Here is a 20,202-nt window from a genome sequence, read left to right on the forward strand (position 1 = left end):
GGGCCGGCGGCGCGACGGCGGCCGACCCTGGTCCGGGGGCTACCCTTTGCGTCATGACGAGCCCGGAACACCGCCGCCCCGGCTCCGGCCGGCGCACCCACCGTGACCGCCACGGGCGGGGGCTGCGGGGGCGGCTGGTGCCGGCCACCGTGCCGCTGGCCCGGACCAAGGCCGAGGTCTTCGACGACCTGGTGCTGGACACGGTGGAGACGCTCGAACGCCGCTTCGCGAAGGAGCTGGCCGGGGTCGAGTTCGCCGTCGAGGACGTCCCGCCGGACCTGAACGTCTACGACTCGGACGTGCTGGAGGACGGCGAGGTCCCGCTCGCCCGGCTGCTGCCGGGCCGCCCGGGCCGGCAGGAGGTGCCGCCCCGGATCGTGCTCTACCGGCGGCCGCTGGAGTTCCGGGCCATGGACCGGGAGGACCTCGCGGACCTCGTGCACGACGTGATCATCGAGCAGGTGGCGAACCTGCTCGGGGTCGACCCCGACGAACTGGCCTGAGCCGTGACCGGCGGGCCGTCGGCAAACCTGGCCGCCGCCGCATCCCCGCCTGCCTGACGGGCCGTCGGCGCATCGTGGCCGGGCGACTGCCGCACCCCACCGTTGCCGCGTCCCGGCCGGCCCCCGCCGGCCGGGTCGTCGGCCCGGATCCCGGGCGGCCCCCACCGCCCCGGTCCGGTACGCGCGTCAGGCGGCGACCCGCCGCTTGAGCTTGCGCCGCTCCCGCTCGGAGAGCCCACCCCAGATCCCGAACCGCTCGTCGTGGCCGAGCGCGTATTCGAGACACTCCGTCTTCACTTCACACCGCGAGCAGATGCGCTTCGCCTCGCGGGTCGAGCCGCCCTTCTCGGGAAAGAACGCCTCCGGGTCGGTCTGCGAGCACAGCGCCCGCTCCTGCCACTCCGGCGCGTTTCCGAGCAGGTCGGCCACCTCGAGCTGGCCGTCCATCCGTTGCCTCCTTGTCGCGCACCGGCGTCATCGCCGCTGCAACCCCCCACGCGAAAGGCGTGCTTGTTCGTCCGGTCACAATTTGTTGCGTTCCGCGCGAACAACCCCATTCAAATTACACGCGTGTAATGCGTGCGCCGTCAAGCCAAACTTGATAATGGAGTCGCCCTCCCGACACGTTCCGGACGACCGCCTGGCCGCCCGACCCTCGCAACCTGCCCTATCGATTCAGACCCCGGACGAGTAACGCCTTCCCCGGCGAGTTGCCCCAAGTTTTCTGCCGTGGCGCACCGGTGTGGACACCGCCGGCGGCCCCCGGTGGAGGCTTCCCGGCGGGCCGTACCCGGGCGGTCGTCGTGACACCGTCCAAGATCAGCATTGGTGGGGCACAGGTTAACCCGGTCGCGGCGATACCGCCCGTCGAGGCCGCAGACGCCGACCGCGCCCCGCCCACCATGTGGACGAGGCGCGACGGTGCGACGGCCTGAGCGCTCAGTCAGCTCCCGTCGGTGAGCTGGCCGGCCAGACGAATTCGGCGATCGACCCGCCGGTGACGGAAATCGCTCCGGCGGGGGTGCGCTCATCCCACCAGACGGTATAGAGGCCGGCCGCCAGATCCGGGTAGACGGCGCTGTGGACGACCCCGTCGCGGACGTGCCGCTCGCGTACGGCGGAGTGGGTGCGGGGGCCCTCCCGGTCGGCGCGGCTGATCTCGATCTCCCGGCCGTGCAGGTCGCGTCCGGTGTGGATGATCAGCGCGCCGGAGTCGCCACCCAGGTCGAGCACGACGCTGCCGCTCTCCGACGGGCCGAGGGTGTGCTGGTGGTGCATCTGACCTCCCGCTCAGGACTTCGCCGCCGGCGGGTTGTTGAACCCGTCGTACGGCGTGCCGAGGAACGGGAAGTCACCGAGGAAGGGCGCCGTCACGTCGGCGGCGCTCAGTCCCGGAGTGACCGCGGCCGCCGCGGCGTCGGGCTTGAACGTCTTGTCCACCAGCGGCACGGTCAACCCGGCGATGGCCCGCAGGGCGATGCTCACCACGTCGTCGCCGACCCGCCGGCCGTTCGGGAAGCCCGCCAGGTCGCCGCCGAGCACCCCGAACCGGTCCGGCTTGCGGCTGGGCCGGATGGCCGTGTTCAGCCGCAGCATGTCGGCCTGCACGTCGCCGGTGGTGTTGGCGAAGCCGTCGATCAGCCCGGCCGGTACGCCGGTGAGCAGGATCGCCACGAGGTCCGCCCGCGGCTTCTTCGACTTGTTCAGCGCGTCCAGGTTGGGGAACACGCCCGGGTAGAGCGCGGGCAGCAGCGCGGCCAGCTCGGGGTGCTCGACGAACGGGGCGAAGCGCTTGTCCTCGGCCGGCGGCAGGGTGTTCCACAGGTCCTTTCTGGACATCGGCACGACGACCTCGTTGAACAGCGGGTTGCCCAACCGGGAGACCTGGGTGAAGGGGCCGGCGGCGGTGTCCGCGGCCACCCGGTCGCCCAGCACCCGGACCTGCTGCCGGGAGGCCGTCGTCCAGACGCCGATGGTCGAGGCGCGGTCGGCCTGGCCGTACCGGCTGGCCTTGCGCCGCACCTTGGCGAGCGGGATCTGCACGGCGATGCTGTGCACGTTCAGGCGGTCCAGCGCGTTGACCGGTTCACCCTCGGTCTTGAACAGCTTCTTGCCGGCCACGTGCAACTGCTGGAAGGGGCGCAGCGTACCGAGGTCGAAGACGGCGCCCAGGTCGACGAAGAACCCGTCGGCGCGCTGGCCGGCGAACACCTTCTCCCCGGTCGACAGCTTGAACGTCGCCTGCCGCACCAGATCGGCGTACTTCGGGGTGGACAGCGGCCCGACGTTGCACGGCGGGCAGGGCAGCTGGTGCGCCAGGACGTGCTCACGGCCGTCGGCGATCCGGGTCAGCCGGTAGAACTGCCGCCGGTTCCAGTTCCTGCTCTCCAGCGACTCGATCGGTCCCGTGTTGTAAAGAAAGCTGTTCGGATTCGTGATCTCGGTGGTGAATTCGAAACGATAGGTGACATCGGGATAACCGTCGCCGTCGTTGTCGACGTGAATCTCGTACCGGACGTCGTCGCCGAACTCGAAGAAGTTGGGGCCGCCGGAGGGAAGCTGCACCGGCACGTAGTTGGCGATCAACGTGACCGTGTCGGGCTGGCTCGGGGTGACGAACGCGTACAGGTCGGAGCTGTCGGCGACCGGATCCTTGGCTATCTCCGGGGCCTCGCGGTGAGAGGACATGGCGGACCACACCTTCGTCGGGGGTAGCGGAAGTCGGGACCGGCGTGGGGAGCCCGCGCCGGGAAGGGCCGGGCCGGTGCGGCCCGGGAGGATCAGCGCCGGCCGGCGGCGCGGACCAGGCGGTCGGCCAGGCCGCGGTCGCGTACCTGGATCCGGGTCGTGCCGACGAAGACGTCCAGGGCGCCGGAGGCCGCGTCGCGGAGGTGGACCACGATCGGCTCGTCGCGCCGGCCCGCCGAGGGGGCGTTCTGCGCGGCGGACAGGCCCGGCACGGTGAGGGCGGCGGCGCCCAGGGTGGCGCTCGCCGCCGCGGTCAACGTCTGCCGGCGGGTCAGTCGCGGCCAGGGCCGCCGCTTCGGCTCATCAGTGGTCATGGGCAACCTTTCCGGGCCGGCGCCGCAGCGCCCACGGTGGACCGGGACCCGGACGCCGCCGGGTGCCCCGGGCTGGGGCGCCGGCGGCGGTCCTCGCCGCAACCGCCGCCGGCATCCACTGGTACGGCCGGCGGCGGGGAAAGGTTCGACGCTACGCGTCGGCGTGACCGTACGCGGTCGTCCGCTTGCGGACCGGCCGGCCCGCCGCCGCCGCGATCCCCCGGAGCTGCTCCTCCGTGCGGGCCGAGCCGTTGCCCGAGCCGGCCATCCGGGAGATGGTCTCCTCCATGAGGGTGCCGCCCAGGTCGTTGCAGCCGCCCTGGAGCATCGCCACCGTGCCGGCGTCGCCGAGCTTCACCCAGGAGCACTGGATGTTGGCGATCCGGCCGTGCAGCAGCAGCCGCGCCATGGCGTGCACGACGCGGTTCTCCCGCCAGGTCGGGCCGGGCCGGGCGATGCCGGCCAGGTAGATCGGCGCGTTGGTGTGCACGAACGGCAGCGCCACGAACTCGGTGAAGCCGCCGGTGCGGTCCTGCACGCCGGCCAGCACCCGGAAGTGGGCCAGCCACTGGCCGGGATGGTCGACATGGCCGTACATCATCGTGGAGCTGGACCGGATGCCCAGCTCGTGTGCCGTGCTCACCACGTCGACCCAGGCGGCGGCCGGCAGTTTGCCCTTGGTGAGCACCCAGCGCACCTCGTCGTCGAGGATCTCCGCGGCGGTGCCGGGGATGGTGTCCAGGCCGGCGTCGCGGAGCTGGAGCAGCCACTCCTTCACCGGCACGCCGGCCTTCGCGGCGGCCGTGACGATCTCCATGGGCGAGAAGGCGTGCACGTGCATCCCGGGCACCCGCGCCTTGATCGCCCGGACGATGTCGGCGTAGCCGGTGACCGGCAGCTTCGGGTCGATGCCGCCCTGGAGGCAGACCTCGGTGGCGCCGGCCGCCCACGCCTCCTCGGCCCGGTCGGCGACCTGCGCCAGGGAGAGCCGGAACGCGTCGGCGTCGCTCTCCCGCTGGGCGAAGGCGCAGAACCGGCAGCCCACGTAGCAGACGTTCGTGAAGTTGATGTTGCGGTTGACGACGTACGTGACGTCGTCGCCGACCGCGTCCCGGCGCACGTCGTCGGCGATCCGGCACAGCTCGTCCAGCGCCGGCCCGTCCGCCCCGAACAGCGCCAGCGCCTTCGCCTCGTGCGCCGGTTCGAGCAGCGCGCCCGGGTCGTCGGCGGCCAGCCGCAGGCCGGCCCGCAGGTCGGGGTCGCTCGCCACGGCGACCGGGACGGCGACCTTCGCGGCCACCTCCGACCAGTCGCCGTAGACGTCGTCGAAGTCGCCCCGCCGGTCGCCGGTCCGCCCGGTGGTGTCGATGGTGACGTGCAGGTCGGTACGCCCGCCGAACACCTCCTCCGGCTCCTGCCACGGCCGGCCCACCGGGCGGGCCGCCTCGACGGCGAGCCCGGTCTCCGGATCGGCGAGGGCGGTGACGTGCGGCAGCAGGCGCGGATCGAGCCACGGATCGCCGGCCCGGACGTACTCGGGGTAGACGGTCAGCCGCTCGCGCAGGGTGAAGCCGGCCTGCCCGGTGCGCCGGGCCAGCTCGTCCAGCTGGGGCCAGGGCCGCTCGGGGTTGACGTGGTCGGGGGTCACCGGCGAGACGCCGCCCCAGTCGTCGATGCCGGCGCGCAGCAGCAGGTCGTACTCGCCCTCGATGAGGTTCGGCGGGGCCTGGATCCGGGCCTTCGGGCCGAGCAGCACCCGGGCCACCGCCACCGTGGCGGCCAGATCGTGCAACTCCGCGTCCGGCATGCCGCGCATCGCGGTGTCCGGCTTGGCACGGAAGTTCTGCACGATCACCTCCTGGAGGTGGCCGTACTCCCGGTGCGCCCGGCGGATGGCGAACAGCGCGTCGACCCGCTCGGCCAGGGTCTCCCCGATCCCGATGAGCAGCCCGGTGGTGAACGGCACGCCGACCCGGCCGGCGTCGTCGAGCACCCGCAGCCGCACCGCCGGCTCCTTGTCCGGCGAGCCGTAGTGCGGGCCGCCCGGCTCGGACCAGAGCCGCGTCGCGGTGGTCTCCAGCATCATGCCCATGCTCGGCGCCACCGGCTTGAGCCGTTGCAGCTCCGACCAGGACAGCACGCCCGGGTTGAGGTGCGGCAACAGCCCGGTCTCCTCCAGCACCGCCACCGCGCAGGCGCGCAGGTAGTCGAGGGTGGAGTCGTAGCCCCGCTCGTCCAGCCACCGCCGGGCGGCCGGCCAGCGCTCCTCGGGGCGGTCGCCGAGGGTGAACAGCGCCTCCTTGCAGCCCTGCGCGGCGCCCTCCCGGGCGATGGCGAGGACCTCGTCCTTCTCCAGGTACGCGGCGGGCAGCCGGTGCGGCACGGTGGCGAAGGTGCAGTAGTGGCAGCGGTCCCGGCAGAGCCGGGTCAGCGGGATGAACACCTTCTTGGAGAAGGTGACGACGCCGGGGCGGCCGGCCTCCCGCAGCCCGGCGTCGCGGATCTCACCGGCGATCCGGAGCAGTTCGTCCAGGGCCGCGCCGCGCGCGGTCAGCAGCCCGCTCGCCTCGGCCACGTCCAGGGCCCGGCCCGTGGCGGCCCGGCCCAGGGCCCGCCGGACGCTCGCCTCGGTGGGGGCGGGATCGCTGCGATCAACCATCCGCCCAGCCTATGCGCTGGCCGGTGCGGAGCCGCCCGCCCCCGGCCACGAGGCGGGGACGGGCGGCATCCGACGGCTCAGCGCGGGTAGTTCGGGTCCTCCCGGTCGAAGCGCTGGGTGCGGTCGTCCGGCGGCGCCGGGTGGCCGGGGTCGACCGGCTGGCGCGGGATGGCCTGGGTCGGGTCCGCGGACGGCGGCTGACCGAACGGCGGGGCCGGGTGCGGAGCACCGCCGTAGGCCGGCCCGGACTGCGGGAAGGGCGGGCTCGACTGCGGCGCGCCGAACGGCGGGCTCGACTGCGGAGTGTGCGGCGGGGCGGTGTTGAACGGCGGCGCGGACTGCGGCGGGCCGTACGGACCGGGCTGCGGGTAGCCGCCCGGCTGCTGCGGCGCGCCGGCCTGCGGGTAGCCGCCCGGAGCCGGGTAACCGCCGGGCTGCTGCGGCCAGCCGGGCTGCGCCTGGCCGTAGACACCGGGCTGCGGCTTCGGCTTCGGGACGTAGTAGAGGGTGCGCCAGATCTTGACGACGACGAACGCGGCGATCGCGAAGACGGCCAGCCAGGCCACCCGGGTGAGCAGGCCGAGGAAGGCGTCCAGCACCTCGCCGTCGGCGAGCCGGCCGACCATCCAGATCAGGAAGGTGAGCGCGCCGAACGCCGCGGAGACGGCGTACTCGACAAGCGCCACCTGGGTGATCAGCTTCGCCTTCGGCAGCACCGGGCGGACGTGGGTGGCCAGCAGCACGGCCAGCAGCGGCAGGACCGTCGACTCCAGGCCGACGAAGGCGAAGAAGGTGCTCCCGGCCCGGCCGCTGAACGTGCTGTAGTCGTCGACGGGCACCAGCAGGCGCAGCAGGCCGACGAAGAGCAGCACGGCGTTCGCGCCGAGCAGGACGAGCGCGGCCAGTTCGCGCAACGGCTTGGTCAACTGGCTGGCCTGCGTGGTGTCGCCGGACGCGGGCTCGGCGGGGCTGGTCACGGACTCCCCCTGGGGACGAAAACGGACAGTTGCCGACGTGAGCGTAGTCTCTCGGGCCACCGGGCGATCGACGGCCGCGCGTGCGGAAGGATGGACGCCATGCGCATCGTGGTTCTGACCGGCGGGATCGGGGGCGCCCGGTTCCTGCTCGGCGTCCGGGCGTACGCCCGGGAGGTGGGCGCCGAGGTGACCGCCGTGGTCAACGTCGGCGACGATCTGCTGCTGCACGGGCTGAAGGTCTGCCCCGACCTGGACAGTGTCATGTACACGCTGGGCGGTGGCGCCGACCCGGAGCGCGGCTGGGGCCGGGTCGGCGAGACCTGGACGGTCAAGTCTGAGCTGGCCGCGTACGGCGCCGAGCCGGCCTGGTTCGGGCTGGGCGACAAGGACATCGCCACCCATCTGGTGCGCACCACCATGCTCAACGCCGGCTACCCGCTGTCCCAGGTCACCGAGGCGCTGGCCACCCGGTGGCAGCCCGGCGTACGCCTGCTGCCAGCGACCGACGACCGGCTGGAGACGCATGTCGTGGTCGACCTGGACGGCGGCCAGCGGGCGATCCACTTCCAGGAGTGGTGGGTGCGCCACCGGGCGGACGTGCCGACGCACCGGTTCGTCTTCGTGGGCGCGGAGGCGGCCAAGCCGGCGCCCGGGGTGGTGGAGGCCATCGGCGCCGCCGACGTGGTGCTCGTGGCGCCCAGCAACCCGGTGGTGAGCATCGCCCCGATCCTGGCCGTGCCGGGCCTGCGCGACGCGGTCGCCGACGGTCCGGCACCGGTCGTCGGGGTGTCCCCGATCATCGGCGGCGCGCCGGTCCGTGGCATGGCCGACCGCTGCCTGTCCGTGCTCGGCGTCGAGTGCAGCGCGGCCGGTGTGGGGGGCCTGTACGGCGCCCGGTCGGCCGGCGGCCTGCTCGACGGCTGGCTGGTCGCGCCCGAGGACGAGGGCACCGTGGTGCCGGAGGTGACCGTGCGCGCGGCGCCGCTGCGGATGATCGACGAGGCGGCGACGGTGGCGATGGTCCGGGCCGCGTTGGAGCTGATGTGAGGCTGGAGATCCTGCCGGTGCTGGGCATCGGCCACGTGACCGAGGGCGACGACCTGGCGGCGCTGATCGCCACCGCGGCGCCCTGGCTGCGCGACGGCGACGTGCTGGTGGTGACCAGCAAGATCGTGTCGAAGGCGGAGGGCCGGCTGGTCGACGTGCCGGCCGACGGCCCGGACCGGCTCGCCGCCCGGGACGAGGTGCTGGCCGGGGAGACCGCCCGGGTGGTGGCCAGCCGCGGCGCGACCCGGATCGTGCAGACCCACCACGGGTTCGTGATGGCCTCCGCCGGCATCGACGCGTCCAACGTGGACAAGACCCGGCTGGTGCTGCTGCCCGAGGACCCGGACGCCTCCGCCCGCGCGCTGCGGGCCGCGCTGCGCGAGCGGTACGACCTCGACGTCGCGGTCATCGTCTCCGACACCATGGGCCGGCCGTGGCGCAACGGTCTCACCGACGTGGCGCTCGGGGTGGCCGGAATGCCGGCGATCCGCGACCACCGGGGCGAGATCGACCCCTACGGCAACGAGCTCCACCTCACCCAGATGGCCGTGGTGGACGAGTTGGCCGGCGCCGGCGAGCTGATCAAGGGCAAGTGCGACCAGGTGCCGGTCGCGGTGATCCGGGGCTACCTGGGCGCGACGCGGGACGACGACACGGGCGCCCGGGCGCTGGTCCGGGACGCGTCGCTGGACCTCTTCTCCCTCGGCACGGCGGAGGCGCACGCCGCCGGGCTGCGGGCGGCGGCCACCCTGGCCGACGGCCCCGGTCCGGCACCGGCCGACCCGGCCGCCGTCGACCGGGCGATCGCCGCGGTCGCCGAGGTGGTCGCGCCCGGCACCGTCTTCACCCACGTCACCGACCAGGAGGTACGCGCCGGACTGGTCGCCACCGTGCCCGGCTGGCCGGCGGAGGCCACCGGTCTGGTGCTGGGCGCGCCGCCGGCCCCGGTGGACCCGGCGGACCTGGTGCGGTTCGGCGCCGACCTGCAACGGCTGCGTACCGCGCTGGCCGCCGAGGGCGTCCCGTCGGCGCTGCTTTCCCCGCCGCCCGGAAGCACCGCCTGCGCGGCCCTCGCCGTCTGACCGTGCGGGCCGGGCGGCGTGGTGTCGCCCGCTGGGCCGTCCGTGTCGTCCCATGGCGGCGTGGCCGGGCGGCTCGTCAGGCGTCGAGGACGGCCCGGCCGAGCGGGGTCAGGGTGTGCAGGACGGTGTTGCGGTCGCGGTGGCTGACCAGCAGCCCGGCGTTGCGCAGCACGGTGGTGTGCTGGCTGGCCGCAGCGGCGGAGATGCGCAGCCGGCGGGCGACCTCGCCGGTGGTGCAGCCCTGGTCGGCGGCCTCCAGCACGCCCGCCCGGGTCCGGCCGAGCAGGGCGGCCAGCGCCTCCCGCTGCGCGGCGTCGGCGTGGCCGCCCGCCTCGGGCATGAGGCCGCCGAGCCGGTCGACGGGGTAGACCAGCACCGGCGGCAGGCTCGGGTCGAGCAGCGCGACCGGGGTGCGCGCGCAGAAGAACGAGGGAACCAGCAGCAGTCCGCGGCCGTCGAGGTGCAGTTCCCGGCTGTCCGGGTAGTCGAGGACCTCCAGCACCTCGCCGTCCCAGCGCATGCTCGGGCGGAGGCTGGCCAGCAGCCCCTCGGCGCCGCCGTCGAGCAGGGCCCGGGCGCGGCGGGCCCGGTCCGCCTCCACGGCGGCCTGGATCCGGGACCAGTACGGGGTGACGGCCAGCGACTGGTAGCGCAGCATCGAGTCGGTCAGGTGGTGCAGCACCTCGGGCTCGCCGCGGGCCAGCGCGGTCGCCGACGGCGGCAGCGTGTTCTCCTCGGCCAGCAGGCCGAGGTCCCGGCGGAGCATGTCGGCCGGGGTGCCCCGGACCGCCTCCAGCCCGGCCTCCAGGCCGTCCTTGCTGGCGTACGGGGTGAGGAAGTCGGGGAAGTAGCCGCGGGGCGGGTTGAGGGCCAGCAGCAGTCGGTAGCGTTCGGCCGCGCTGTCGGTCCGCAGCCCGCGGGCCACGGTGCGTCGCCACTCGGTCAGCAGCGGGTCACGCCCGCGCCCCTGGAGCAGGTGCAGGCTGAGGACCAGCTCCCAGACCGGGTCCGCGGCGGGGGCCACCCTGGTCCGCAGGATGTCCTCGCGGGAGAAAACGACCTTCAGCATGGAACTCTCCCGGGCGGACAGAGGGAGTGCCCGCCACCCTGAGCACTGTACTCGCCGGCACTTATCTCCATTTTTAAGCGTGGGATGAAAAACCTCGACGGTGCGTGGGCGGGTTGGGCAGACTGCCCTTGCCCGCCGTAGCCGGGGCGCGGCAGTGCCGGCCCGGTCGACGGTCAGCGGGCGCGCCGGTCGCCCGGACGGCACCACGAGGGTCTGCGGCTCTTCTCCGTGGAGGTGTCGTCCGGCGACCGCTCAGCCGAGCCAGAGCGCCACCCGGTGGTCCTCGTCGGTGACGTAGTAGCAGCTCCCGTCCAGCTCGGCCAGCCCCTCCACGTGGTGGAACGGCGCCAGCTCGGCCACCAGCTTCCCCGCCACCCGGGCGTCCGGGCCGACGTCGTGCCGGAACCGGACGTGCCGCGAGGTGACCTCGCCGCCGTGCGGGTGGTCGTCCAGCAGCACCGAACCCTTGCCGACCGCGTCGATGGAGCCGATCACCGCCGCGTAGCCGCCGTCCGGCGTCGGGGCGATGGCCCGGAAGCCGGTGAGCGTGCCCGCCGGGGTCACCCCGGTCAGGGCGTACGCACCGACGGCCCGCGGCCAGCCGGGGTGATCGCCGAACATATCGGCCACACCGGCCACCTCGACGAGGATCGGCTCGCCCTCGGCGGTCACCGGGAAGCGCAGCCCGAGCAGCACCGTCCCGGCCGGGGTGAAGGCCGCCGCCTCGACGTTGAGCGGCAGGTCGCCCTCGGCCAGCCGGCTCACCCAACTCTTCGCCCGGGCGGTGCTCCGGGCCAGGGTCTCCACGATGAACCGCTGCCGGACCCGTTCCCCGGGCGGCAGCGGGGTCAGCGGCGCCGCGGCGAGCGCGTCGTTGACCGCCCGGTGCAGCCGGAACCGGTTGCGCACCACGTGCACCGGCAGCGTCCCGCGCGCCGCGTCGTCCTCGCGGAACCGGGCCACGAACGCCCGCCGGGGGCGCAGCGGGCCGGCCTTGGAGCCGAAGTGCGAGCCGAAGACGTACACCCAGCCGTCGTGGTGGGCGAGCGCCTCGCCGTCCTCGGTGCGGCCGTTCTCGGGGCCGGCGTCGGCGGACACGTGGTGCGCCACCCACTCGCCGTCCGCGCGCTCCAGCAGCAGGGCCAGGCACTGTTCCACCGGGCCCTCGTCGAGGACGGTCCAGAATCCCCGCCGGGCGCCGTGGGCGCGCAGCAGGGCCGGGGAGCGTACCGGCAGCAGGTCACTGGCCTCGTTGCCGGCCACGACGAACTCGACGAGTCGCAGGGTCACCCGGCCAGGGTACGGAGGGCGCGCCCGTACAGTGGCGGGGTGCCGGAGACCGAGACGTACGCCCACCTGCACGCCGACGCCACCGCGGTGCTGAGCCGCTGGACGGCGACCAGCCCGGCGGCCGCCGCGAACCGGGACCGGACCCTGGCGCTGCTCGCCGCCGGGCCGGCGGCGATGAGCCGGGCGCACCGGCCCGGGCACGTCACCGCCAGCGCCCTGGTGCTCGACCCGGCCGGCGACCGGGTGCTGCTGTGCCTGCACGGCAAGTTCCGCAAGTGGGTGCAGCTCGGCGGGCACTGCGAGCCCGGCGACCGGACCCTGGCGGCCGCCGCGCTGCGTGAGGCCACCGAGGAGTCCGGGATCGCCGGCCTCGTGGTCGACCCCACGCCGATCGACGTGGACATCCACCCGGTGGCCTGCCAGGGCGGCTCGCTGCACTACGACGTCCGGTTCGCCGTGCTCGCCCCGGCCGGGGCGACCGAGCGGGTCAGCGCCGAGTCCGAGGCGCTGGGCTGGTTCCCGCCGGACCGGCTGCCCGAGCCGCTGGCCGACGGGACCGTCCAACTGGTGGCCCCGGCGCTGGCGACGCTGGCCCGGCGGGTCGCCGGCTGAACCGGGGCCGGCTCAGACCAGCCCCTCCTCGCCGCGCTCCTTGAGCTCGTCGACGATCTTCTTGACGTCCTGCGCCCGGTCGCGCGGGCAGACCAGCAGGGCGTCCGGGGTGTCCACCACGATCAGGTCGTGGACGCCGATCGCGGCCACCAGCCGACCGGACTGCGGCACCACCACCAGGCCGCTGGTGTCCCGCAGCAGCACGCCCGGCTTGGCGTCGCCGCCCAGCACCACGTTGCCGGCGGCGTCGGCGGGGAGCACCTCGCCGAGGGTGTGGAAGTCGCCGACGTCGTTCCAGCCGAAGTCGCCGGGGACGGTCGCCACCCGGCCGGCGGTGGCCGCGCCCTCCATCACCGCGTAGTCCACGGAGATCTTCGGCAGGGTCGGCCAGACCGTGCCGAGGACGTCGTCCTGCTCGGGGCTGCCCCACGCCGCCGCGATCGCGGTGATCCCCGCGTGCAGGGCCGGCTGCTGCCGGGCCAGCTCGGCCAGGAAGACGTCCACCCGCCAGACGAACATGCTGGCGTTCCAGAGGTGCCGGCCGGAGCGGAGGTAGACCTCCGCCACCTCGACGGCCGGCTTCTCCTTGAACTCGATCACCGGGCGCAGCGGACTGTCGCCCACCGGTTCGCCGGTCTCCAGGTAGCCGTAGCCGGTCTCGGGGCGGGTCGGGGTGATGCCCACGGTCATGAGGGAACCCTGCTCGGCGCCGCGGATGGCCTGCCGGACCACCTCGGCCCAGCGCGCCGGGTCACCGATGAGGTGGTCGGCGGCGAACGAGCCCATCACCGCCTCCGGGTCGCGTGCGGCGATCACCGCGGCCGCCAGCGCGATCGCCGCGCAGGAGTCGCGGGGCGAGGGCTCGACCAGGATGTTCTCCTCCGGCACGCCCGCCAGTTGCCGGGCCACCGCCGCGACGTGCGCGGCCCCCGTGACCACCAGCGTGCGCTCGGGGCTGGTCAACGGCGACAGCCGGTCGACCGTCGCCTGGAGCAGCGAGGCCGGTGTGCCGGTCAGCGGGTGGAGGAACTTGGGGTGGCCGGCACGGGACAGCGGCCACAACCTTGTGCCGCTGCCACCCGCCGGGATGACGGCGTAGAACATCAGCACATCATGCCCGAACCGCCGTGCTACGGGACCGGGGTCGGGCGTACCCGCAGGTGACACTCAGGAACGCGCACGGCTCCACGCGGCGATGTGCACCTCGGCGCTGGACTCCCACGTGAACTCCTTGGCCCGGTCGAAGCCGGCTTTGGCCAGCGACAGCCGGCGCTGCTCGTCGTCGAGCAGGGCGGTCAGGTCGGTGGCGATCTGGTCCGGGTCCTCGCTCGTGTACGCCACGGCGTCGCCGCCCACCTCGGGCAGGGACAGCCGCGGGGTGGTGAGCACCGGCGCCGCGCACGCCATGGCCTCCAGGATGGGCAGGCCGAAGCCCTCGCCGTAGGACGGGTAGGCGGCGACCAGGGCGCCACCGAGGAAGCCGGGCAGGTCGCCGTAGCGCAGGTAGCCGGGGCGGAGCAGGCGCAGGTGCGACGGCACCTCGGCCACGGCGCGGTCGATGTCGTCGTCGTGCCCCTGACCGCCGGCGATGACCAGCGCGGGCGGGTTCTCCCGGTCGGCCACCGCGCGGGCCCAGCCGCGGATCAGGTTGGGGACGTTCTTGCGCGGCTCCTTGGCCCCGAGGAACGCCACGTAGCTGCTGCTGCCCAACCCGAGGCGGGCCCGGACGCGGGCCTTCTCCTCCTCGCTCGGCGCGTGGAAGGCGGCCTGGTCGACGCCGTGGTAGGCCACGTCGATCCGGGTCGGGTCGGCGTCCAGCAGGCGGATCAGCTCGTCACGGGTGGCCTTGCTCGGCACGATCACCCGGTTGGCGCGGCGCAGCGAGGTCTTGATCGCGCTGCGGAAGAAGGTGCGACGCGACTTGTCGTAGTGCTCCGGCTCGGTGAAGAAGGTCGCGTCGTGCACGGTGACCGTGACCGGGCAGCCGGCCCGCAGCGGGCAGGTGTAGAAGGGCGAGTGCAGCACCTCGGCGCCGACCTGCTGGGCCAGCAGCGGCAGGCCGGTCTGCTCCCAGGCGAGCCGGGCGGGCCGGTGCGCGACGGCCGCCGGGGCGGGGATCACCTCGGCGCCGGGCAGCATCCGGGTGTAGCGCTCCAGGTCGGTGCGGAGGCTCACCACGGCCAGGTCGACGCCGGAGCCGCAGACCCGGCCGAGGGCACCGAGCAGGCCGTCGACGTATCTACCGACGCCGCCGCGATCGGCGGGGACACTCGTGGCGTCGATGAGCACGCGGGGCGGGCGGCCGGCGGTCACGGGGCGACTCCTCAGGCTGGCGCGTCTGTGGGGAACAACACTGTCGGCAAGCCTACGCCGGGCCGGGTGCCCGACGCTGACTGCGACCCGACGGTACGCCGACTTGTCGTTGTCATCGAGTACGCGCCCCGGGCGCGTATCGTTCGCGCCGATGGCCGACAACATTGCCCGGGTGTTCGCCGACGCGATCGCGAGCGACCCCGCCCGCCCTCTGCTGACCTGGTACGACGACGCCACCGGCGAGCGCACCGAACTGTCCGGCGCGACGCTGGCGAACTGGGTGGCCAAGACGGCCAACCTGCTCGTCGACGAGGTCGCCCTCGCCCCCGGCGACACGGCCGCCGTGCTGCTGCCGCCGCACTGGCAGACCGCCGCCGTGCTGCTCGGCTGCTGGTCGGCGAAGCTGACCGTGGCCGAGGCCCCGGGCGACGTGGACGTGCTCTTCGCGGCCGCCGGCCGGGTCGACGAGGCGGGCGCCTGGCCGGCCGGCGAGCGGTACGCGCTGGCCCTCGACCCGTTCGCGCTGCCGATGCGGGAGGTGCCGGCCGGCTTCGCCGACTTCGTGTCGGCGGTGCGCGGTCACGGCGACCACTTCACCCCGTACCCCGAAGCTGGTGCGGGGGACGCGGCGCTGCTGGCCCGCGCGGAGGCCCGGGCCGCGGAGCTCTGCCTGACCCCCGGCGACCGCCTCCTGGTCGACGTGACGGCGCACGCCGACCCGGTCGACTGGCTCCTCGCCCCGTTGACGGCCGCCACCACAGTGGTCGCCTGCGCAAACCTAGACCCGACAGTCCTGGACTCCCGCACAGCAACGGAAAAGGTCACCCGAGCCCTGACCTGACGCGGGGGTCAGGCCCGGGTCGGGTTCTCCGCGTCGGCGCGGCGTTGGGCGAAGGCGGCGAATGCCGTCAGGGACTCCGGGTTGGCCAGCGCGCCCTTGGCCGCGGCGTTGTCCACCGGGGTGCCGGTCAGGATCTTCTTCACCGGGACCTCCAGCTTCTTCGCGCTCAGGGTGCGCGGGACGGCCCGGACCTGGTGGATCTCGTCGGGGACGTGCCGCGGCGACAGCGCGGTACGCAGCTCCCGGCAGATCCTGCGCCGCAGCTCGTCGTCCAGCTCCAGCCCCTCGGCGAGCACCACGAAGAGGAGCAGCTCGCCGGCCCCGCCCTCGTCGTCCTCCAGGTGCACCACGACCGAGTCGACCACCTCGTCGAGCCCCTCGACCACCGAGTAGAACTCGGCCGTGCCGAGCCGGACGCCGCCCCGGTTGAGGGTGGCGTCGGAGCGGCCCGTGATCACGCAACCGCCACGCTCGTTGATGGTGATCCAGTCGCCGTGCCGCCAGACCCCCGGGTAGACCTCGAAGTACGCCTCCCGGTAGCGGGAGCCGTCGGTGTCGTTCCAGAAGCCGACCGGCATGCTCGGCATCGGCTCGGTGATCACCAGCTCGCCGAGCTGGCCGATCACCGGCGTGCCGTCGGCCGAGCGGGCCTCCACCTTCGCGCCGAGCGCCCGGCAGGTGATCTCCCCGGCGTGCACCGGCAGCAGCGGCACGCCGCCGACGAAGCCGGTGCAGACGTCCGTGCCGCCGGAGAGCGACTGGAGCTGGAGGCGGTCGCCGACGTTCTCGTAGACCCAGGTGAAGCCCTCGACGGGCAGCGGGGCGCCGGTCGAGCCCACCCCGCGCAGCGCGGACAGGTCGGCGCTCTCCTTCGGGACCAGCCCGGCCTTGCGGCAGGCCAGCAGGAACGGCGCCGAGGTGCCGAAGTAGGTGGTGCCGGTCTCCGCCGCCAGCCGCCAGAGCGCGCCCAGGTCGGGGTGGCCCGGGTTGCCGTCGAAGAGCACGATCGCCGCGCCCACCGCCGGCCCGGAGACCAGGAAGTTCCACATCATCCAGCCGGTGGTGGTGAACCAGAAGAACCTGTCGGCCGGGCCCAGGTCGTGGTGCAGGGCCAGCATCTTCAGGTGCTCCAGCAGGATGCCGCCGTGGCCGTGCACGATCGGCTTGGGCAGCCCCGTGGTGCCGGAGGAGTAGAGCACGTAGAGCGGGTGGTCGAAGGGCACCGGGGTGAAGGCCAGCGGCTCGTCGGTCTCCGCCGCCAGCTCGCCCCAGGACAGCGCGCCCTCGGGCGGGGCGCCGGCCGGGTCGAGGTACGCGATGCCGACGGTGTGCCGCAGCGACGGCAGGGCGGCCCGGATGGCGGCCACCTCGGCGCGCCTGTCGACCGGCTTGTCGCCGTAGCGGTAGCCGTCGACCGCCACGAGCACCGTGGGCTCGATCTGCTGCCAGCGGTCGGTGACGCTGCGGGTGCCGAACTCGGGCGCGCACGAGGAGAAGATCGCGCCGAGGCTGGCCGTGGCGAGCAGCAGGACGTAGGTCTCCGGGATGTTCGGCGCGTACGCCGCCACCCGGTCGCCCTTCCCCACGCCGAGCCGGCGCAGGCCGGCCGCCACCCGGCGGACCTGCTCGCGCAGCTGCGCGGCGGTCAGCGTCTCCGGCGCGCGGGTCTGCCCGTGCGCGATCACCACCGGGTCGGCATCGCCCCGGCCCGGCATCCGCAGCACGTTCTCGGCGTAGTTGAGGGTCGCGCCGGGGAACCAGCGGGTGCCGGGCATGGTCCGGTCGGTGAGCGTGGCGGTCGGCGGGGTGTGCGCGACCACGTCGAAGTAGTCCCAGACCGACCGCCAGAAGGCGGGCAGGTCGGTCACCGACCACTGCCACAGCGCGTCGTAGTCGGCGAACTCCAGCCCCCGGTGCTCGGCCAGCCAGCGCAGGTAGTCACCGATCCGGGACCGCTCACGCACGTCGGCCGGCGGCGTCCACAGCACGTCACCCACTGTTCCACCCTCCCTGAGGCCCGTCACGACACTGTGCATGGGCCGTGGCGCCATCTTGCCCTACCTCGCGAGGCCATTCTCCGCACCGGGTGCCGGTGAGGGGGCGTGGCCGGCCCACACGCCCGGGCCGCGGGGTGTGTGGGCCGGCTTCCGTCAGCCGGCGCGGTGGGCCTGGATGGCGCGGCGGCGGGCCAGCCGGTGGGCCCGGCGGATCTCCGCCTCCCGGTAGCGCCGCTCGTCCTCCGCCGTCTCCGGCAGCACCGGCCGCACCGGGCGCGGCGCGCCGCCCACGTCCACCCCCACGAAGACCAGGTACGCCGTGGCGACCCGGACCGGCTCGTCCTCGGCCGAGTCCCAGCGCTCGGCGACCACCTTCACCCCGACCTCCATCGAGGTGTTGCCGGTCCAGTTGACCTGGGCGTGCGCGTGCACCAGGTCGCCGACCCGGACCGGCTCGGAGAAGACGATCTCGTCGATCGAGGCGGTCACCGCGGTGCCCCCGCTGTGCCGGGCCGCCGCCGCCCCGGCGACGTCGTCGACGAACTTCATCAGTACCCCACCGTGCACGGTCCCGTACAGATTGACATCGACAGCGGTCATGATGCGACTCAGCGTGACGCGCGAGTACGAGGTCGGCTTGCCCTGCGGGGCGGAGGGGTGATCTGTCATGCCGAAAACGGTACGGTGCGCGGATGCGACATCTCTGGAGCTTCCTCGCCGGGTTGGTGGTGGCGCCCGTCACCTGGGTGCTCGTCACGCTCGGTCAGGACGGATCTGAGCGCACCGTGCACCGCTGGGTGGAGATCGGTACGTACAGCACGCCCAACCTGATCGAGCCGGCCGTCTACCTGGGCGTCGCCGGCATCCTGCTCGGCCTGCTCGGCACGCTGCGCTTCTCGCCACTCGGCCCGGCCGTGGCCGGGCTGCTGCTCGCGGTCCCGTACCTCGGGCTGTTCGTCGCGCCCTTCAGCGTGCGGGACCGGATCCCCGAGAGCTGGAAGATGCTCGGGGACCCGCTGCCGCTGCGCCACCCCCTGGAGAACGGCACGCTGTTCCTGATCGGCGTGCTGCTGCTGATGGCCGTGTTCAGCGGCCAGCGCTGGCGGCAGCGGCCGCGCGGGGCGGCGGCCGAGGCGGAGCTGACCCCGGCCGACAAGCCGGTCGAGCACAACCCCTCGCTCGGCGACTGGCCCCCGACGGGCCCGAATAAGGAGGGCGACCCGGCTCCGCTCACGCTGGCCTACCCCGACACCCCCACCGAACCCCTGCCCCGCCGCTCCGGCGGCGAGTCGCCGTGGTCCGCGCCTCCGCGCGCGACCACCCGGCCGGAGGGCACCACCGAGACCCGTTGACGACCGCGGGCGGGCCGGTCACCCGGCCCGCCCGCCCGATCGTCGCCCCCGGAGGGTCAGCCCTTGAGCAGCTGGCGCGCCATGACGATGCGCTGCACCTGGTTGGTGCCCTCGTAGATCTGGGTGATCTTGGCGTCCCGCATCATCCGCTCGACCGGGTAGTCCCGGGTGTAGCCGTAGCCGCCGAGCAGCTGCACCGCGTCAGTGGTGATCTCCATGGCGGCGTCGGACGCGAAGCACTTGGCCGCCGCGCCGAAGTAGGTCAGGTCGGCGTCGCCCCGCTCGGACTTGCCGGCGGCCGTGTAGGTGAGCTGGCGGGCCGCCTCCAGCTTCATGCCCATGTCGGCGACCATGAACTGGATGCCCTGGAACTCGGCGACCGCCTTGCCGAACTGCTTGCGCTCCTGGATGTAGCCCTTGGCGTAGTCCAGCGCGCCCTGCGCGATGCCCACCGCCTGCGCGGCGATGGTGACCCGGGTGTGGTCCAGGGTCCGCATCGCGGTGGCGAAGCCGGTGCCCTCGGCGCCGATCATGCGGTCCGCCGGGATCCGGACGTTGTCGAAGTAGACCTCGCGGGTCGGCGAGCCCTTGATGCCCAGCTTCTTCTCCGGCGCGCCGAAGCTCACCCCGGCGTCGGACTTCTCCACCACGAAGGCCGAGATGCCCTTCGAGCGCGCTGTGGGGTCCGTCACAGCGAAGACGGTGTAGTACTCCGAGACGCCCGCGTTGGTGATCCACCGCTTCACGCCGTTGAGCACCCAGTGGTCGCCGTCCCGGACCGCCTTGGTGGTCATCGAGGCGGCGTCGCTGCCCGCCTCCGGCTCGGAGAGGCAGTAGGAGAACATCGCGTCGCCGGCCGCCACCGGGGTCAGGTACTTCCGCTTCAGCTCCTCGGAGCCGGCCAGGATCAGCGGCATGGTGCCCAGCTTGTTCACGGCCGGGATCAGCGAGGACGAGGCGCAGGCGCGGGCCACCTCCTCGATCACGATGGCCGTGGCCAGCGCGTCCGCGCCGGCGCCGCCGTACTCGACGGGGATGTGCGGCGCGTGGAAGTCGGCGGCCCGCAGCGCGTCGTACGACGCCTTCGGGAACTCACCTGTCTCATCCGCCTCCGCGGCGTGCGGAGCGACCTTCGCCGCACAGACCTCCCGGACCGCCTCCCGGATCGCGTCGTGCTCCTCCGGCAACCGGTAGACGTCGAACGACTGTTCTGCGGGCATGTCGGCCCTCCCCTTTCACCGCTATCATGCGCAGTCTGTGACGCCCGGAGGCCGCCAACTGCCGCAGACTGAAGGATAGCCACCAGGGTTCGGCCGGACCCTACCGGCGGGTAGGCTCGCGCACGAGCGGGGTCGACAGGCCACAACTACCCTCACACACGACGACACAGTTCCCTCG

General features: G+C 73.8%; 19 protein-coding genes. 6 read left to right on the forward strand and 13 right to left on the reverse strand.

What is annotated here, in order from left to right; genetic code table 11:
• Positions 1 to 53 precede the first annotated feature (53 nt).
• Positions 54 to 503, forward strand: a complete 450-nt coding sequence (locus GA0070603_RS15155) for a metallopeptidase family protein (protein WP_088963879.1) — start codon at positions 54 to 56, stop codon at positions 501 to 503.
• A 186-nt stretch (positions 504 to 689) separates the two neighbouring features.
• On the opposite strand, the gene GA0070603_RS15160 is transcribed toward GA0070603_RS15155, so the two are convergent.
• The 6 genes from GA0070603_RS15160 to GA0070603_RS15185 form a co-directional block, all read right to left on the reverse strand.
• Positions 690 to 950: a WhiB family transcriptional regulator gene (locus GA0070603_RS15160; RefSeq protein ID WP_013284161.1), complete on the reverse strand. Its 261-nt coding sequence runs from the start codon at positions 948 to 950 to the stop codon at positions 690 to 692.
• A 492-nt stretch (positions 951 to 1,442) separates the two neighbouring features.
• On the reverse strand, positions 1,443 to 1,781 hold the full coding sequence (locus GA0070603_RS15165; protein ID WP_091313656.1) for a phospholipase: 339 nt from the start codon (positions 1,779 to 1,781) through the stop codon (positions 1,443 to 1,445).
• Positions 1,782 to 1,793: 12 nt separating this feature from the next.
• The gene (locus GA0070603_RS15170; protein ID WP_091313659.1) at positions 1,794 to 3,191 is read right to left on the reverse strand and encodes a DUF4331 domain-containing protein; all 1,398 of its coding nucleotides are present in this window, start codon (positions 3,189 to 3,191) and stop codon (positions 1,794 to 1,796) included.
• A 92-nt stretch (positions 3,192 to 3,283) separates the two neighbouring features.
• Positions 3,284 to 3,565 carry a hypothetical protein gene (locus GA0070603_RS15175; protein WP_091260123.1) on the reverse strand — a complete coding sequence of 94 codons (282 nt, stop codon included), beginning with the start codon at positions 3,563 to 3,565 and terminating at the stop codon, positions 3,284 to 3,286.
• Positions 3,566 to 3,716: 151 nt separating this feature from the next.
• Positions 3,717 to 6,224 (reverse strand): bifunctional FO biosynthesis protein CofGH, encoded by a 2,508-nt coding sequence (locus GA0070603_RS15180; RefSeq protein WP_091313663.1) that lies wholly within the window; start codon positions 6,222 to 6,224, stop codon positions 3,717 to 3,719.
• A 77-nt stretch (positions 6,225 to 6,301) separates the two neighbouring features.
• Entirely contained in the window at positions 6,302 to 7,201 is a 900-nt protein-coding gene (locus GA0070603_RS15185) for a hypothetical protein (protein WP_091313666.1), read from the reverse strand.
• 99 nt (positions 7,202 to 7,300) lie between these two features.
• On the opposite strand from GA0070603_RS15185, the gene cofD reads away from it, so the two are divergent.
• Together cofD and GA0070603_RS15195 are read left to right on the forward strand one after the other, a co-directional pair.
• Complete coding sequence (gene cofD, locus GA0070603_RS15190) at positions 7,301 to 8,248, forward strand: 2-phospho-L-lactate transferase (RefSeq protein WP_091313669.1); 948 nt, start codon at positions 7,301 to 7,303, stop codon at positions 8,246 to 8,248.
• The gene (locus GA0070603_RS15195) at positions 8,245 to 9,330 is read left to right on the forward strand and encodes a coenzyme F420-0:L-glutamate ligase (protein WP_091313673.1); all 1,086 of its coding nucleotides are present in this window, start codon (positions 8,245 to 8,247) and stop codon (positions 9,328 to 9,330) included. Before cofD ends, GA0070603_RS15195 begins: the two co-directional genes overlap by 4 nt.
• Before the next feature lie 76 nt (positions 9,331 to 9,406).
• On the opposite strand, the gene GA0070603_RS15200 is transcribed toward GA0070603_RS15195, so the two are convergent.
• Both GA0070603_RS15200 and GA0070603_RS15205 read right to left on the reverse strand, forming a co-directional pair.
• On the reverse strand, positions 9,407 to 10,399 hold the full coding sequence (locus GA0070603_RS15200; protein ID WP_091313677.1) for an ArsR/SmtB family transcription factor: 993 nt from the start codon (positions 10,397 to 10,399) through the stop codon (positions 9,407 to 9,409).
• 252 nt (positions 10,400 to 10,651) lie between these two features.
• The gene (locus GA0070603_RS15205) at positions 10,652 to 11,689 is read right to left on the reverse strand and encodes a hypothetical protein (RefSeq protein WP_091313680.1); all 1,038 of its coding nucleotides are present in this window, start codon (positions 11,687 to 11,689) and stop codon (positions 10,652 to 10,654) included.
• 39 nt (positions 11,690 to 11,728) lie between these two features.
• Here GA0070603_RS15205 and GA0070603_RS15210 point away from each other — a divergent pair, with 39 nt between their 5' ends.
• Positions 11,729 to 12,301, forward strand: a complete 573-nt coding sequence (locus tag GA0070603_RS15210) for an NUDIX hydrolase (protein ID WP_091313683.1) — start codon at positions 11,729 to 11,731, stop codon at positions 12,299 to 12,301.
• Positions 12,302 to 12,313: 12 nt separating this feature from the next.
• Here the strand turns inward: GA0070603_RS15210 and GA0070603_RS15215 are convergent, their stop codons facing one another.
• Positions 12,314 to 13,405 carry a mannose-1-phosphate guanylyltransferase gene (locus GA0070603_RS15215; protein ID WP_091313685.1) on the reverse strand — a complete coding sequence of 364 codons (1,092 nt, stop codon included), beginning with the start codon at positions 13,403 to 13,405 and terminating at the stop codon, positions 12,314 to 12,316.
• A gap of 63 nt (positions 13,406 to 13,468) precedes the next feature.
• Positions 13,469 to 14,614 (reverse strand): glycosyltransferase family 4 protein, encoded by a 1,146-nt coding sequence (locus GA0070603_RS15220; protein WP_091313687.1) that lies wholly within the window; start codon positions 14,612 to 14,614, stop codon positions 13,469 to 13,471.
• A gap of 151 nt (positions 14,615 to 14,765) precedes the next feature.
• Here GA0070603_RS15220 and GA0070603_RS15225 point away from each other — a divergent pair, with 151 nt between their 5' ends.
• Positions 14,766 to 15,455, forward strand: a complete 690-nt coding sequence (locus tag GA0070603_RS15225) for a TIGR03089 family protein (RefSeq protein WP_091313690.1) — start codon at positions 14,766 to 14,768, stop codon at positions 15,453 to 15,455.
• A gap of 8 nt (positions 15,456 to 15,463) precedes the next feature.
• On the opposite strand, the gene GA0070603_RS15230 is transcribed toward GA0070603_RS15225, so the two are convergent.
• Both GA0070603_RS15230 and GA0070603_RS15235 read right to left on the reverse strand, forming a co-directional pair.
• On the reverse strand, positions 15,464 to 17,452 hold the full coding sequence (locus tag GA0070603_RS15230; protein WP_091313693.1) for an acetoacetate--CoA ligase: 1,989 nt from the start codon (positions 17,450 to 17,452) through the stop codon (positions 15,464 to 15,466).
• Positions 17,453 to 17,605: 153 nt separating this feature from the next.
• Positions 17,606 to 18,121 carry an acyl-CoA thioesterase gene (locus GA0070603_RS15235; protein WP_091313696.1) on the reverse strand — a complete coding sequence of 172 codons (516 nt, stop codon included), beginning with the start codon at positions 18,119 to 18,121 and terminating at the stop codon, positions 17,606 to 17,608.
• Between the two features lie 23 nt (positions 18,122 to 18,144).
• Between GA0070603_RS15235 and GA0070603_RS15240 the strand changes: the two genes are divergently transcribed.
• Positions 18,145 to 18,804, forward strand: coding sequence for a hypothetical protein (locus tag GA0070603_RS15240; RefSeq protein WP_091313698.1), 660 nt, complete (start codon positions 18,145 to 18,147; stop codon positions 18,802 to 18,804).
• A gap of 56 nt (positions 18,805 to 18,860) precedes the next feature.
• Here GA0070603_RS15240 and GA0070603_RS15245 read toward each other — a convergent pair whose 3' ends face one another.
• Complete coding sequence (locus GA0070603_RS15245) at positions 18,861 to 20,024, reverse strand: acyl-CoA dehydrogenase family protein (RefSeq protein ID WP_091313701.1); 1,164 nt, start codon at positions 20,022 to 20,024, stop codon at positions 18,861 to 18,863.
• Between the last annotated feature and the right edge of the window lie 178 nt (positions 20,025 to 20,202).

It is taken from the genome of Micromonospora chersina (assembly GCF_900091475.1).
Lineage (GTDB): Bacteria > Actinomycetota > Actinomycetes > Mycobacteriales > Micromonosporaceae > Micromonospora > Micromonospora chersina.

Excerpts from the sequence above, each read along its gene's own strand:
- cofD (WP_091313669.1), top strand. The coding sequence starts at position 7,301 with ATGCGCATCGTGGTTCTGACCGGCGGGATCGGGGGCGCCCGGTTCCTG.
- GA0070603_RS15235 (WP_091313696.1), bottom strand. The coding sequence starts at position 18,121 with ATGACAGATCACCCCTCCGCCCCGCAGGGCAAGCCGACCTCGTACTCG.
- GA0070603_RS15175 (WP_091260123.1), bottom strand. The coding sequence starts at position 3,565 with ATGACCACTGATGAGCCGAAGCGGCGGCCCTGGCCGCGACTGACCCGC.
- GA0070603_RS15245 (WP_091313701.1), bottom strand. The coding sequence starts at position 20,024 with ATGCCCGCAGAACAGTCGTTCGACGTCTACCGGTTGCCGGAGGAGCAC.
- GA0070603_RS15240 (WP_091313698.1), top strand. The coding sequence starts at position 18,145 with ATGCGACATCTCTGGAGCTTCCTCGCCGGGTTGGTGGTGGCGCCCGTC.
- GA0070603_RS15165 (WP_091313656.1), bottom strand. The coding sequence starts at position 1,781 with ATGCACCACCAGCACACCCTCGGCCCGTCGGAGAGCGGCAGCGTCGTG.
- GA0070603_RS15225 (WP_091313690.1), top strand. The coding sequence starts at position 14,766 with ATGGCCGACAACATTGCCCGGGTGTTCGCCGACGCGATCGCGAGCGAC.
- GA0070603_RS15180 (WP_091313663.1), bottom strand. The coding sequence starts at position 6,224 with ATGGTTGATCGCAGCGATCCCGCCCCCACCGAGGCGAGCGTCCGGCGG.
- GA0070603_RS15170 (WP_091313659.1), bottom strand. The coding sequence starts at position 3,191 with ATGTCCTCTCACCGCGAGGCCCCGGAGATAGCCAAGGATCCGGTCGCC.
- GA0070603_RS15155 (WP_088963879.1), top strand. The coding sequence starts at position 54 with ATGACGAGCCCGGAACACCGCCGCCCCGGCTCCGGCCGGCGCACCCAC.
- GA0070603_RS15200 (WP_091313677.1), bottom strand. The coding sequence starts at position 10,399 with ATGCTGAAGGTCGTTTTCTCCCGCGAGGACATCCTGCGGACCAGGGTG.
- GA0070603_RS15160 (WP_013284161.1), bottom strand. The coding sequence starts at position 950 with ATGGACGGCCAGCTCGAGGTGGCCGACCTGCTCGGAAACGCGCCGGAG.
- GA0070603_RS15215 (WP_091313685.1), bottom strand. The coding sequence starts at position 13,405 with ATGTTCTACGCCGTCATCCCGGCGGGTGGCAGCGGCACAAGGTTGTGG.